The 13,281-nt window shown below is 73.1% G+C and carries 12 protein-coding genes; 4 read left to right on the top strand and 8 right to left on the bottom strand.

Features of this window, described 5'->3' with window-relative positions:
* Nucleotides 1-18 precede the first annotated feature (18 nt).
* Nucleotides 19-645: a prepilin peptidase gene (locus tag ACL02O_RS00580; RefSeq protein WP_412815926.1), complete on the bottom strand. Its 627-nt coding sequence runs from the start codon at nt 643-645 to the stop codon at nt 19-21.
* 11 nt (nt 646-656) lie between these two features.
* Nucleotides 657-1,652, bottom strand: coding sequence for an EamA family transporter (locus ACL02O_RS00575; RefSeq protein WP_412815925.1), 996 nt, complete (start codon nt 1,650-1,652; stop codon nt 657-659).
* 87 nt (nt 1,653-1,739) lie between these two features.
* On the opposite strand from ACL02O_RS00575, the gene ACL02O_RS00570 reads away from it, so the two are divergent.
* On the top strand, nt 1,740-2,450 hold the full coding sequence (locus tag ACL02O_RS00570; RefSeq protein ID WP_412815924.1) for an LppU/SCO3897 family protein: 711 nt from the start codon (nt 1,740-1,742) through the stop codon (nt 2,448-2,450).
* Between the two features lie 138 nt (nt 2,451-2,588).
* On the top strand, nt 2,589-3,821 hold the full coding sequence (locus tag ACL02O_RS00565; protein ID WP_412815923.1) for an AAA family ATPase: 1,233 nt from the start codon (nt 2,589-2,591) through the stop codon (nt 3,819-3,821).
* 9 nt (nt 3,822-3,830) lie between these two features.
* On the opposite strand, the gene ACL02O_RS00560 is transcribed toward ACL02O_RS00565, so the two are convergent.
* A complete protein-coding gene (locus ACL02O_RS00560) occupies nt 3,831-4,376 on the bottom strand; it encodes a GNAT family N-acetyltransferase (RefSeq protein ID WP_412815922.1) in 546 nt (181 codons plus the stop codon).
* A 146-nt stretch (nt 4,377-4,522) separates the two neighbouring features.
* On the opposite strand from ACL02O_RS00560, the gene ACL02O_RS00555 reads away from it, so the two are divergent.
* On the top strand, nt 4,523-5,068 hold the full coding sequence (locus ACL02O_RS00555) for a DoxX family protein (RefSeq protein ID WP_412815921.1): 546 nt from the start codon (nt 4,523-4,525) through the stop codon (nt 5,066-5,068).
* A 204-nt stretch (nt 5,069-5,272) separates the two neighbouring features.
* Nucleotides 5,273-6,709, top strand: coding sequence for a glycosyltransferase 87 family protein (locus ACL02O_RS00550; protein ID WP_412815920.1), 1,437 nt, complete (start codon nt 5,273-5,275; stop codon nt 6,707-6,709).
* A 36-nt stretch (nt 6,710-6,745) separates the two neighbouring features.
* Here the strand turns inward: ACL02O_RS00550 and ACL02O_RS00545 are convergent, their stop codons facing one another.
* The 5 genes from ACL02O_RS00545 to ACL02O_RS00525 all read right to left on the bottom strand — a co-directional run bounded on the left by ACL02O_RS00545 (nt 6,746) and on the right by ACL02O_RS00525 (nt 12,837).
* Nucleotides 6,746-7,177 carry a molybdenum cofactor biosynthesis protein MoaE gene (locus ACL02O_RS00545; RefSeq protein ID WP_412815919.1) on the bottom strand — a complete coding sequence of 144 codons (432 nt, stop codon included), beginning with the start codon at nt 7,175-7,177 and terminating at the stop codon, nt 6,746-6,748.
* A 29-nt stretch (nt 7,178-7,206) separates the two neighbouring features.
* The gene (locus ACL02O_RS00540) at nt 7,207-8,463 is read right to left on the bottom strand and encodes a molybdopterin molybdotransferase MoeA (protein WP_412815918.1); all 1,257 of its coding nucleotides are present in this window, start codon (nt 8,461-8,463) and stop codon (nt 7,207-7,209) included.
* A gap of 79 nt (nt 8,464-8,542) precedes the next feature.
* On the bottom strand, nt 8,543-9,013 hold the full coding sequence (locus ACL02O_RS00535; protein ID WP_412815917.1) for a MogA/MoaB family molybdenum cofactor biosynthesis protein: 471 nt from the start codon (nt 9,011-9,013) through the stop codon (nt 8,543-8,545).
* Nucleotides 9,010-9,501, bottom strand: coding sequence for a cyclic pyranopterin monophosphate synthase MoaC (gene moaC, locus ACL02O_RS00530; protein ID WP_412815916.1), 492 nt, complete (start codon nt 9,499-9,501; stop codon nt 9,010-9,012). Before moaC ends, ACL02O_RS00535 begins: the two co-directional genes overlap by 4 nt.
* Before the next feature lie 237 nt (nt 9,502-9,738).
* Nucleotides 9,739-12,837, bottom strand: a complete 3,099-nt coding sequence (locus ACL02O_RS00525; protein ID WP_412815915.1) for an AfsR/SARP family transcriptional regulator — start codon at nt 12,835-12,837, stop codon at nt 9,739-9,741.
* Nucleotides 12,838-13,281: the final 444 nt, after the last annotated feature.

Raw genomic sequence — 13,281 nt, 5'->3', positions numbered from 1 at the left:
CTCTGCTCGCGCGACGCTTCAGGCGAGCAGCACCGCCAGCCAGGCGCCGGTCAGGATCGCCGGGCCGAACGGCAGGGCGGTGTCCCGGCGTACCCGGCGGGCGGCGAGCAGGGCGAGCGCCACCACACCGTTGAGCACGTGCGGCAGGAGCAGGCCGAGACCCAGGGCCGGCCAGCCCAGCCAGCCGAGCGGCAGGCCGAGCGCGGCGGCGAGCTTCACGTCGCCGAAGCCGAGCCTGGCGCCGGGCAGCAGGGCGAGCAGCACGTAGCCGGCGAACGAGACGGCCGCGCCGGCCAGCGCCGGAAGCAGGCGGCCCGGGGTGCCGGCGGCCAGCGCGGCGGCGACCAGCCCCAGCCCACCGCCGGCCGCGGCGAGTGCCACCAGCGGGTCGGGTAGGCGCAGGCAGGCCAGGTCCACCCGGGCGAGCACCAGTCCTACGGCCGCGACCAGCAGGAACGCCGGCAGCGCCGGGTCCGGGCCGACCGCCGTGGCCAGCCCGCCGAACACCACCGCGCCCACCGCCGCCGATCCGAGCCACCCGACCCGGACCGGACCGGTCCGCGCCACCCGGCGGGCCAGCGGCGCGGCGGCCGAGCCGGCCAGCGCACCGAGGAGCGCGACACCCGTCACCAGCCCGGCGGACACGCGCCGGGATGTTACCGGCGGGCCGCCTCGGCGGCTGCCCCGTCGACCGGCCGGCGGGGACGCTCGGTGCTCACCACCACCGCCACCCCGGCGACGATGACCACGCCACCGAGCAGCACGTGGGCGGTGACCGGCTCGGCGGCCAGGAGCGCGCCGAGCGCCACCGCGACCGCCGGGTTCACGTACGCGTAGGTGGCGACCAGCGAGATCGGCGCGTGGTGCAGCAGCCAGACGTAGGCGGTGAAGGCGACCAGCGAGCCGGCCACCATCAGGTACGCCAGCGCCGCCCAGGAGCGGCCGGTCACCTCGGCGGGGGTGAAGCCGCGCCACTCGCCGCGACCGGCGGCGATCACGGCGAGCGCCACCGCGCCGGCCACCATCTCGTAGACGGTGGCCACGAACGGGTTCCCCGGCATCCGGATACGTCCGGACAGGTAGGAGCCGACCGACCAGGAGGTGGCGCCGACGACCACGGTGAGCGCCCCGACCACCGGCACGGCTCCCGGCCCGCCGGTGGGCGCCACGAGCAGGACGAGGCCGACGAAGCCGAGGGCCACCCCGGCGAACGTCCACGGCCGGGGGCGGTCGCCGCCGAGCGTACGCAGGAGCACGACCAGCAGCGGCACGGTTGCCACCAGCAGCGCGGCGATGCCGGAGGGCACCGCCACCCCGGGCGGTCCGGACTCGGCGAGCACCACCATCCCGTTGCCGCCGGCGAGCAGGAGCACGCCGATCAGGGCGGCGGACCCGGCCTGCCGACGATCGACGCGGAGCGCGCCCGGTCCGCGGCGGAGGCGCAACACCAGGGCCAGCACTCCGGCGGCGGCGGCGAACCGCATCGCCGCGGAGGTGAGCGGCGGCAGCGACTCGACGGCGACCCGGATGCCCAGGTACGTCGAACCCCAGAGCAGATACACGAGGATCAGCCCGGTCCAGATCAGCGTGGGCCGGGTGGGGAGGGCGGCGGGGTGGGCGAGCGGTGTCGCACTGGCAGGGCGTGAGCTCATCAGTGGACCACGCTACGGTGACGACGACGTTGCCGTCCCCTGTTGGTGGCCGGCCTCTCAGCACCGGCGCTTTCCGGAGGAGTTGCCATGTCGAACTTCGGACCACCGGTCGGCCAGCCCGACCCGTGGGACGGCCGACCCGGCGACGGCTACCCGCCCCCGCCCGACCCTCGCCACACTCCCGGGTACGCCGGCCAGCCGGGCGGCTGGGGGGAGCCCTCCGCCCCGCGGCCCGCCCCGCCCACCCAGCGGTACGAGCCGTCCGCGAGCTGGGAGAGCGGATCCCACCCGGGCTACCCGCCGGTGGGGCCTGGCGACCCGCCCTACCCGGAGCCGCCCCGGCCCCGGCGCGGCAAGGCTCCGCTGCTCGCGGTGCTGGCCGTGGTGCTGGTGCTCCTGCTCGGCGCCGCGGTGGCGTTCTGGGTCTTCGGCCGGGACGAGCCGGCCCCGGTGAGTGGGGCCGCCGTGGCGAGCGCACCGGCCGTCGACCCGACCGCGGAGGCGGGCGACCCGGGTGCCCCGGCCACCGCGGCGGCGGCCCCGGCGTCTTCGACCGACCCGCGCTTCGTGCAGTCGGGCCAGTGCGTCCGCAACGACGGGAGCACCGGCCAGCCGAGGCTGATGATCACCGAGTGCACCCCCAAGACGTACGAGGTGCTGAGCCGGATCGACGGTCCGACGAGCGGCAAGAAGGACGCCGAGGCGAAGTGCGCCAAGGTGGAGGGCTACACCGACTGGTTCTTTTTCGACAGCGAGCTGGACACGCTCGACTTCGTTCTCTGTCTGAAGCGGCGCTGATCCCGCCGTAGCCAAAACTAGGGCTGTCTAGCATCCACGCTAGACAGCCCTAGTTTTGTCTCGACGGACCCGACACGCCGGTAGCCCCATCTACGGATGTCTAGCCTCGCAGCTAGACGGCCCGATACTGTGCGATTCGTGGATCCGGTCCGCAACCCGTACGCCCCGGGCGCCGGCCAGCGTCCGCCCGAACTCGCCGGGCGGGGGCGCGAGCTGGACGTCTTCGACGTGGTGCTGGAGCGGATCGCCCGGGGCCGCCCCGAACGCAGCCTGATGCTCACCGGCCTGCGCGGGGTCGGCAAGACCGTCCTGCTCAACACCCTCCGCTCGCAGGCGATCAACCGCCTCTGGGGCACCGGCAAGATCGAGGCCCGGCCCGACCAGTCACTGCGCCGGCCGGTCGCCGCCGCACTGCACATGGCGGTCCGCGAGCTCGCACCCCGACACCGCGCCCCGGACCGGATCGACGCCTTCCTCGGCGTGCTCAAGGCGTTCGCCCAGCGTTCCACGCCCACCGGCCGGGGCGGCGCCCCGAAGCTGCGCGACCGCTGGCAGCCCGGCATCGACGTACCGGCCAGCAGCGGCCGGGCCGACTCCGGGGACATCGAGATCGACCTGGTCGAGCTGCTCAGCGACGCGGCGGCGGTGGCCACCGACGTGGGCACCGGTATCGCGATCTTCATCGACGAGATGCAGGACCTCGGCGCGGAGGACGTCTCCGCGCTCTGCGCCGCCTGCCACGAGCTGTCCCAGCTCGGCGCGCCGCTGATCGTGGTGGGTGCCGGGCTGCCGCACCTGCCGGCCGTGCTCAGCGCCGCGAAGTCGTACTCCGAGCGGCTCTTCCGCTACCAGCGCATCGACCGGCTGGACCGGATCGCCGCCGACCAGGCGCTCTGCGCGCCGGCCGAGCGGGAGGAGGTCGAGTACGAGCAGAAGGCGCTCGACCTGCTCTACGAGAAGTCCGGCGGCTACCCCTACTTCGTCCAGGCGTACGGGAAAGCCACCTGGGACCACGCCCCCCGCTCGCCGATCACCGCCGCCGACGTCCGGGTCGCCGCACCCGAGGCGGAGGCCGAGCTGGCGGTCGGCTTCTTCGGCTCCCGGTTCGAACGGGCCACCCCGGCCGAACGCGAGTACATGCGCGCGATGGCGACGCTCTCCCTGATCGAGGGGGAGGAGAACGGCCGGGACGACATGGACGCGGCGGTCCCGACCGCGGAGATCGCCCGGGCGCTGGGCCGGAAGCCGGCCAGCCTCTCCCCGGCCCGCGACGCGCTGATCAAGAAGGGGCTGATCTATTCCGGCGAGCGGGGCACGGTCGCCTTCACCGTCCCCCACTTCGGCCGCTACCTGCGGACCCAGCCGGCCTGACCGGCGGTGTCAGACCTTCGACCAGGGCGGCGGGAAGACCACCTCGCCGGACGCCGGCGGGGCCGCATCGGTGGTGGACGGCGGCAGCACCAGGGCCTGCCACGGCTCCCCGAGCCCGGACCACGGGCTGGTCAGCCCCACCCGGTCCGCCGAACCGAACCCGAAGCGCCGGTAGAAGGCCGGGTCGCCGAGCACCACGACCAGTCGTTCCCCCAGCTCGGTCGCGGCGTCCAGGGCCGCCTGCACCACCGCGGTGCCATGCCCGATCCGCTGCCGGTGCGGGGCAACCGCCACCGGACCCAACGCCAGGGCCGGGTAGGAGCCGCGCTCGGTGCACACCCGTACCCGGCTCAGCAGGGCGTAACCGACGACCTCCCCGCCGTACTCGGCGACCATGGCCAGCTCGGGCACCCAGGCATCGCTGTGCCGGAGCTCGTCGACCAGGTCCACCTCGGGCGGCGTGGCCACGTCAGGACGGGCGAAGGCGGCGGCCAGCACCCGGGCGACCGCTCCCTCGTCCGCCGGATCCTCGGGTCGGAGTCGCAGGGTCGTCACCCGCGCGACCTTACCGCGCCCGGCCGGTCCATCCGCGACGGTCGCTGAAATCGACCGTCGGACCGCCCGGACCGGACGTCCATGTCGGCCGATCCCTTTCGGGTGTTGCAGGGGTAGCGGACTGCGCGACGGGGTATGACTGATCCATGAAGCCCGTGCGCACCCTCGCCCGTGTCATGTTGAGCGGCATCTTCGTGGTCAGCGGCGCCCGCAACCTTCAGCACCCGGGTCGGCTGGTCGAGGCCGCGAAGCCGGTCACCGACCGGGCCGCCCCACTGCTCCAGAACCTGCACCCGCGGATCCCCACCGACACCGCCACGCTCGTCCGGGCCAACTCGGCCACCCAGCTCGTCGGCGGGTTGATGCTGGCGACCGGGAAGTTCACCCGACCCGCCGCGCTGATCCTGGCCGGCACCCTGGTGCCGGTCACCGTCGCCGGGCACCCGTTCTGGAACAACGACGACCCGGCGGCGAAGAACAACAACCAGATCCACTTCCTGAAGAACCTCGGGCTCTTCGGCGGCCTGCTCCTCGCCGCCGCCGACACCGAGGGCAAGCCCGGGTTGCGCTGGCGCGCCGGCCACCGGATCAACCACTCGCGCCGCTCCGTGCAGCGGGCGGTCCGGACCCCCCGCCGGGACGCGAAGATCGCTGTGCGCTCGGCGGCCACCGCCCGCCGAATTCCCGGCTGACCTGCATCAATACGGCCACCACCCCCCGCAAGGCCACTAATCACCTGAACCGTCCGACACCCGTTAACGCGGTGGAAATGTCAAAAACACGTGTGGGATCGGACACGGTCGCATAACGCGGGAGGCAGCAACGTGAGGCGCCGTTCTAGGCTCCGTGCGGGACCTGGACGGGTAGGACGACCTTGGTACGGGGGTGGCGCCGCCATGCCGGCGATCGTCGGTAGACGGCTGGACCGCCTCGCTCCAGTCCGTCGCGGAGCGCGTGGGAACGAGCGCAGGACAGTCGTACGGACCGGCATCCTGGCCGCTGTCGCCTACGCCGCATGGCTCGCCATCGGCGCCTTCGGCCGGCCGTACAACTTCTTCGACATGAAGATCTACCACGGTGCCGTGGTGTGGTGGGCGAGCGGGAACGAGCTGTACGACTTCATCGCACCCTCAACGACCCTGGGCTTCACCTACCCGCCCTTCGCCGGGCTGGTCATGTTGCCGATGTCCTGGCTGCCGGTCGAGGCCGCCGGCTGGTTCAACGCCCTGGCCAGCATCGCCGCACTCGCCGTCGTGCTGGCCGCGCTGCTGCGCCCGATCGTGGACCGGCTCGGCTGGCCGCTCTGGTTCACCGTCGCCGTCGCCACACCGATGGCGCTGGCCATCGAGCCGTCCCGGGAGACTCTCGGCTACGGCCAGGTCAACCTCCTGCTCTTCGCGCTGATCATGGCGGACCTGGTCGGGCTGCGCTGGCGGGCCAAGCGGGGGACCCACCACGACACCGCCGACTCGGCGCTGGCCCGGTTCGTCTACAACGGCACCTGGGCGGGGGTGGGCATCGGCCTGGCCACCGCGGTCAAGCTGACCCCGGCGCTGTTCGTCGCCTACCTGATGATCACCCGGCAGTGGCGGGCGGCGCTGACCGCGATCGGCACCACCATCGGCGTGACCCTCGGAACCTTCGCGCTCTGCGGGGAGGAGTCGCGGACGTACTTCAGCTCGGTGCTCTGGCAGACCGAGCGGGTCGGCGCGGCGGACATGACCGCCAACCAGTCCCTCGCCGGCCTGCTGGCCCGGCTCTACGACTCGATCGAGACGCCCGGCCTGCTCTGGCTGGCCTTCTCGGTGCTGGTGCTGGCCCTGGGGCTGTCCCGGGCGGCCAGCGCCCGGGCCGACGGCGACGAACTGACCGCGTTCACCCTGGTCGGCCTGACCGCCAACGTGATCAGCCCGATCTCCTGGTCGCACCACCTGGTCTGGGTAATCCCGGCGATCATCGTGCTGGCCGACGCCGCGGTACGCCGCCGGGAGGCGAGCCGCGGGCTGTCGGCCCGGGGCACCGGAACGCCGCCGACCGGCGGGGTACCGCCGCTGCGCCCGCCGATCTGGTATCCGACACTCACCGGGCTGCGGCACGGGGTCGGCGCGCTCGTGCTCTACCTGATCTTCCTGGTCTCGCCGATCTGGCCGTACGAGCACCAGCTGCCCGAGGTGTCCCACTACCAGGACGGCCTGTTCGGCGCGCTGATGGAAAACTCCCTGGCGATCGCCCTGATCGTGCTGGTCGCGGCGCTGCCCTGGCGGCCCGGCGCCGAACCCGCCTTCTACCACGACCGGCTGGTCCGCACCGCCCAGCTCACCGCCCGCCGCTGACCACCCGCCCGCCCTCGTCGACGGTGGGCGGGCCGGTCAGGGGCAGTTCACCCACTCCTCGGTACCGTCACCGAAGACCTGCCGCTTCCAGATCGGCAGCCGCGCCTTCACCTCGTCGACCAGCCGCGCGCAGGCCGCGAAGGCTGCCGCCCGGTGCGCGGTGCTGACCGCCGCGACCAGGGCCACGTCGCCGATCTCCAGCCGGCCGATCCGGTGCGACACGGCCACCGCGTACACCTGCGGGTCGGCGGCGATCTCAGCCGCGACCTCCCGGAGCACGGCCTCGGCGGTGGGGTGCCCCTCGTACTCCAGGAGGGTGACCGGGCGACCGTGGTCGTGGTCGCGGACCACGCCCTGGAACGAGACCACCGCGCCGGCCCGCGGGTCGGCCACCGCCGCCTCGTGCGCGGCCAGATCGAGCGGCTGATCGGTCACCGCGCCGACGGTGACCCCCTCGACGTGGCTCACCGTTCCTCCCTCGTTGCCGACTGCGGGACTCACCACGACCGCTCCCCTGGCGTCAGCGGCAGCGGCACGACCGGGACGCGGGCCCCGACCTCGCCACCGGTGCCCGGCCCGATCACCGCGAAACCGTCCGCGCCGGCCAGACCACGCAGCATGGCCGAACCGACGTGGCGCACCGGGTGGGCGGTGCCGGCGGCCCGGTCCACCCGGACCAGGGCGAGATGGGTGTAGTCACCGCGGCCGGGCACCGGTTCGGCGAGCGTGACCTGCGGCAGCACCGGCATCGGCCGGCCCTGAAGGCCGGCGAGCAGCGGCGCGACCAGCGAGACCAGCGCGACGACCGCCGACTGCGGGTTGCCCGGCAGGCCGGCCACGAAGCGGACCCGTCCGTCGTCGCCGACCAGCCGGGCCAGCAGCATCGGGAAGCCCGGACGGACCGCGACGGTGTTCACCACGTAGTCCGCACCGAGCGCCTCCAGCGTGGGGTGCAGGTGGTCGACCGGGCCGTGCATGGTGCCGCCGGTGGTGCAGACCAGGTCGGCGTCGGCCAGGGCGCCACGCAGGGCGGCCACGTGGGCGGGGAGGGTGTCGGCCACCGGGCCGATCACGTCGGCCGGGCGCACCTGGCAGCCGTACCGGCGCAGCCACGCCGGCACGGTCGGGCCGAGGGCGTCCCGGACCCGGCCGGCACCGGGCGGGCCGGCGGTGAGCAGCTCGTCGCCGAAGACCAGCAGCGCGGCGCGCGGCTGCCGGCGGACCCGCAGCGTGTCGTGGCCGCAGGAGGCGGCCAGGCCGATCACCGCCGGGTCGACCGGGGTGCCGGCCGGCAGCAGCTCCTCCCCGGCGTACGCCTCCTCGCCCGGCTCCCGCCACTCCGGTCCCGGGCGTGGCGTGCCGGCGACCAGACCGTCGGACGGCCGGGTCGACTCCTCGATCCGCAGGATCGCCGTGGTGCCCTCGGGGACCATCGCCCCGGTGGCGATCTCGGCGGTGGTGCCGTCGTCGGACAGCGGGTCGGGGGTGTGCCCGGCGAGCACCCGGCCCACCACCCGCCACGGTCCGTCCCCGCGCACCGCCCAGCCGTCCACGCCGGAGGTTGGGAACGCCGGCAGGTCGGTACGCGTGGTCAGCGGCTCGGCGAGGGTGTGTCCGTCGGCGTCGGCGAGCGCCCGGTCGACCGCGGGGAGCGCGGCGGCGAGGCCGATCGCGTACACCCGCGAACGGGCCTCCTCCCACCCGGCCGGCGGCGGCGCGGCGACCTGCGCCGCGGCGGCGGTTTCCGTGCTCATCGGGCGAGCCTATCGCCGGACGGGAAGTCGAGGGCTCCAGGGCGCTGCGCGGCGCCGGGTTCGAGTTGTCCGAGCGTGGTCAGTGGTCGCCGCCGCGGAGCTGGTCCACCGCGTGCGTCAGGATCGGCCCGAGCACGGCCAGCCCGTCCTTCGCCCCGCCCCGCGACCCGGGCAGGTTGACCACCAGCATCCGGCCGACCACGCCGGCCAGCCCCCGGGACAGGGCGGCGGCGGGAACCGTGTCCCGGCTGTGCGCCCGGATCGCCTCGGCGATCCCGGGGATCTCGTAGTCGAGCAGAGCGCGGGTCACCTCGGGCGTTCGGTCGGTCGGCGTGATGCCGGTGCCACCGCTGGTCAGCACCACGTCGACATCCTCGTCCCGGGCCGCCCGCAGCGCCGCGCCGACCGGCTCGCCGTCCGGCACCACCACCGGCTCGTCGACCTCGCAGCCCAGCTCGCGCAGGCCCGCGACCAGGAGGGGACCGCTGGTGTCCGCGTACACCCCGGCGGCGGCACGGTTGGACGCCACAATCACCCGGGCCCGGATCACGGCCGGTCCTCCGGTCGCACCCACTCGCCGGTCTTGCCGCCCGCCTTGCGGAGCACGCGTACCGCGTCGACCGACGCGGCCGGGTCGACCGCCTTGACCATGTCGACCAGGGCGAGCCCGGCGACGGCCACGGCGGTGAGCGCCTCCATCTCGACGCCCGTCCGGTCGGCGGTTCGCGCGGTGGCGGTGATCTCGACGGTGTCGGCGGTGAGCCGCAGGTCGACGGTGACGCCGTGCAGGGCGATCGGGTGGCAGAGCGGGATCAGGTCGGGAGTCCGCTTGGCCCCCATGATCCCGGCGAGCCGGCCGACGGCGAGCGCGTCGCCCTTGGGCAGGCCGTCGCGGCGCAGCAACTCCACCACCTCGCCCGTGGTGCGGAGCCGGCCGGCGGCGACCGCGAGCCGGCCGGAGACCGGCTTGGCGGAGACGTCGACCATCCGGGCCGCCCCGGCCGGGTCGACGTGGGTGAGCTGCACGGGTTCGGTCACGGCCGCGAGCCTATCCCTCGGGTACGACCGGCGGCGGCAAGCCGGTGGGGAGGAGCGCCGCGCGCGGGTGCCGACGGCACGACCGACGCTCCTCCCTCACCTACCCGCCGACAGGTCGCTGGGGGGAACCATCCGGCGGGCGTCTCGTCGACTCGGCCCTCTCCCGTGCAGGGCCTCCCCCGATCGCCGACCGTGCGGAACGGTAGCGGGCACCGCGATAAGAAATCGATAAGGGACTCAGCGGCCGTCGGGCTCGGCGAGAAGCCGCTCGAGTCCGTCCCGCTCCGGCGCCCCCATCCGCCGGAAGACCGCCAGCGCCCGCCGCCGGTACCGGCGGGCCTGCTCCCGCTCGCCGTCGCCAAGGTGATCGGCGAGGGCGACGAGGGCCCGGCCCTGCTCGTACGGGTGGGCGATGCGGGTCGCCAACTCGAGGGCGCGGTGGTGGGCCGCCACCGCCTCATCGGTACGCCCCGCGAACGCCAGCGTCACGCCGAGGTCGTTCCACACTGCGGCCTGCACGTGCCGTTCGCCCGAGTCAACCGCGAGGCTGAGGGCCAGCTCGTGCTGCTCCCGCGCGGCGTCCAGCCGGCCCAGGTGCCGGTACGCGATCCCCAGGTCGTTGCGGACCTCCGTCTCCCCGAACCGGTGCCCGGTCCGGTCCCGGAGCCGGAGGGATGCGGTGATGAGCCGGACGGCCTTGGCAAAGTGGCCGAGCCGATTCTCCACCGCCGCGATGTGGCCGAGGGCGCTCGAGATCTCGTACTGGTTCCCGCGACACCGGGCGACGAACAGGTGGATTCGGTGGGCCCGGATCGCCTCGCCGTAGCACCCCATGACGGTGAGGGCGAGACCGAGGTTCACCAGCGCCAGGCTCGATTCGACGGCGGCCCCGCCGGGGCGTTCCCGGAGCAGTTGCCGCCCGAGGCCGACCGAGCGCGACAAGTCGCCGGTAAGCAGATTGACGACCACAAGGTTCGCCCGGTAGCGGTGCTCGTTGAACTGGTCACCAAGCTCGCGGGAGAGGGAGACCGCCACCTCAAGGTGCCGCAGCGAGTCCGGGTAGCTGCCGGTGCGGATGTACGCGGAGGCCAGGTAGTTGTGCATGACCGCCTGTGCCGGCCGGTCACCGTCCTTCTCGGCGGCGGCCAGGCCGGACCGGTGGGTGACGATGATGTCGTCGAAGTAGCCCCGGATGTAGCAGAACCGCCACATGGCTCGGGCGATCCGCCACACGTACCCGTTGGCCGACCGCTGTTCGGCGGATGCGATCAGCGCGAGCAGGTTCGACCGCTCGCGCTCCAACCACTCGACGTCCGCCGGGTCGGAGCGCCCGATAAGGTCGGAGCGGCGAGGCGCGTCCAGGCGGAGGTGCCGGGGCAGAGCCAGCGGCTCGAGCGACTGCGCTCGGCTGACCACCTCGTGCAGCACATGGTCAAGAAGCCGCTCGGCGGCCTCCGCCCGGTCCCGCGCTCCGTCGAGATCGCGAGACAGCTCCGCCGAGTACTGGCGCATCAGGTCGTGCATGCGGTAGCGACCCGGTTCAACCTCCTCGATCAGGTGCTGGTCGAGGAGTTCGTCCAGCATCGTCTCGGTCAGGTCCAGCGGCAGTTCTACGAGCGCTGCGGCCACCGGCGCGTCGAAATGGACGCCGGGGTGGACGCTGATCAGCCGGAACAGTCGCCTCACCGGCTCCGCCAGTGGCTCGTACGACGCAGTGAAGGCGCTGGCCACCGTCTGCTGCTCGACCGCAAGCTGCCGCAACACCGTTCTGCCAACGCTCAGTCTGCTAGCCAGGTCGGCTACCCGCCAGGTGGGCCGGTGGAGGAGCCGTCCGCCGGCCAGCCGGATGGCGAGCGGCAGATGGCCGCAGCAACGCACCACCTCGGCCGCCGCTTCCGGTTCCCCGCGCACTCGGTCTTCACCGGCCGTTTGCGCCAGCAGTCGGACCGCTTCCTCGGGGGTCAGCGCCGGAAGCGGCACGGGCGGCCCGATGTCGCTGGCGGCCAGGCGCCGACGACTGGTCACGAGGACGACCGAGCCGGGCGCGGCCGGCAAAAGCGGCCGGACCTGCTCACTGCCGGCCGCGTTGTCCAGCACGACAACGACGCGGCGCCCGCGCAGCTCGCGCTGCCACAGCTCGGCGCGGAGCACCCGGTCCGGCGGTATCCGGCCGGCGGGGACGCCGAGTTGGCGGAGCAGTGCGGTCAGCGCATCAGCCGGGTCCATCGGCGCGCCGCCGGAGTGTCCACGCAGGTCGATGAAGAGCTGCGCGTCGGGGTGGCGGCCGGCGAGCTGGTGCGCGAGATGAACTGCGAAGGCGGTCTTGCCGCTGCCGGCCATGCCGTCAACCACCCGTACCGGCGACTGGTGATCCCCGGCCGCGGCAGTCTCCGCCATCAGGCGCTCCATGAGCTGTCGGCGCCCCACGAAGTTCGCTGTCAGCCGGGGCAGGTGATTTCCGGGCGTCGGCGCCCGCGCTTCGGTCCGGCCGGCTGAGTGAGCCGGGACCGGCGGATCGCCCGGGTCCGTGCGGAGCCGGTCAACCGGCTCCCGATTCATGATGCGATGGCGCAGCCACCGCAGCTCCGCCCCCGGCTCAATGCCCAGTTGGTCCCTGAGCGCACCCTCCGCCCGATGGAGGGCGGCCAAGGCACCGCCGGGATCACCATCGGCGTAGTGCGCTCGGACGAGCAGAGCATGCGCCTGTTCCCGGTACGGATGGACGACCACATGGTCCGTGAGAAATGCGATCGCCGATCTGGTGTGACCGGACCGGAGATCCAGCTTGGCCCGAAGTTCCACGACGAACAGACGCTGCTCCTCGACGGCGGCCCGACGGGCGCACAGGACCGGCCCTACGGGCAGCCCAGCGAGCAGGGGGCCACGCCGGAGCGGCTCAATGCGGTTCAGCAGCCGGTGGACCCGGTCGAGGTCGCCATCTGCCCATGCGGTCTCCGCGGCTTGGGCGAGGCGCTCGAACCGAGGGAGGTCCACCGCATCCTCTGACAGTTCAAGCCGATAGCCGCCAGGCAGCCGGGAGAAGGTCCGACCTCCGTGCCGATCGAACGCCCGGCGCAGATTACCGGCGTAGGTCCGCACGTTCGCCATGGCGGAGCGTGGAGGTCGTTCCGGCCACAGTTCGTCGATGAGCGACTCGGTCGTGACCACGCGACCGACGTGCGCGCCCAGCATCGCCATCACGACCTGCTGTTTCGGCGTGCCCAGCGGTATCTGGACAGACCCGCGCCATGCCGCAAGCCCGCCCAGGAGACGGATCTCCACCAATACTTCCTCCGCAATGGTGGCCAAATCCAAATAGCCCAGCAATTCCCGCATTGTCATGCGGAAGACGTCTTAACCCCAGATAACGCGCGATCCGCCGCGCGCCCTCAAAAGATATCAGAGAGCGACGACTCTTTTCCTTTCCGTTGAAGCATGGGTGCCGACCGAACCGCAGGAGGCATCCGCCGCAGGGGGCCACCGAACGGCTGGAGACATCTCCTCTGCGTGGTCCGATAATCACTATTGAACGGACAGCCAAATATGCGTTCAGCTTTCGGCTGGAGACAGCGAGTGACAGTCGGTCGCAACATTAGCGCATTATGCGCATATGGACATCTACTGTCATCAACTAGGCCTAAATGGCCCTAACATGACCCCGTCAGGTGGGGGTATCCGCGAAGCAAACCCCCGGGGATCAAGTGAAGGGCAAGGCCGATGCGCGGCAACGACTGGCTGTGATCAACCTTTCCGGGTACCTGGGCGGGCCGTAGAGTACGG

This window comes from Micromonospora mangrovicola (assembly GCF_047200535.1).
Taxonomy (GTDB): Bacteria; Actinomycetota; Actinomycetes; order Mycobacteriales; family Micromonosporaceae; genus Micromonospora.
The sequence above is the reverse complement of the archived record's forward strand: the minus strand, read 5'-3'. Positions and strand labels throughout refer to the sequence as shown.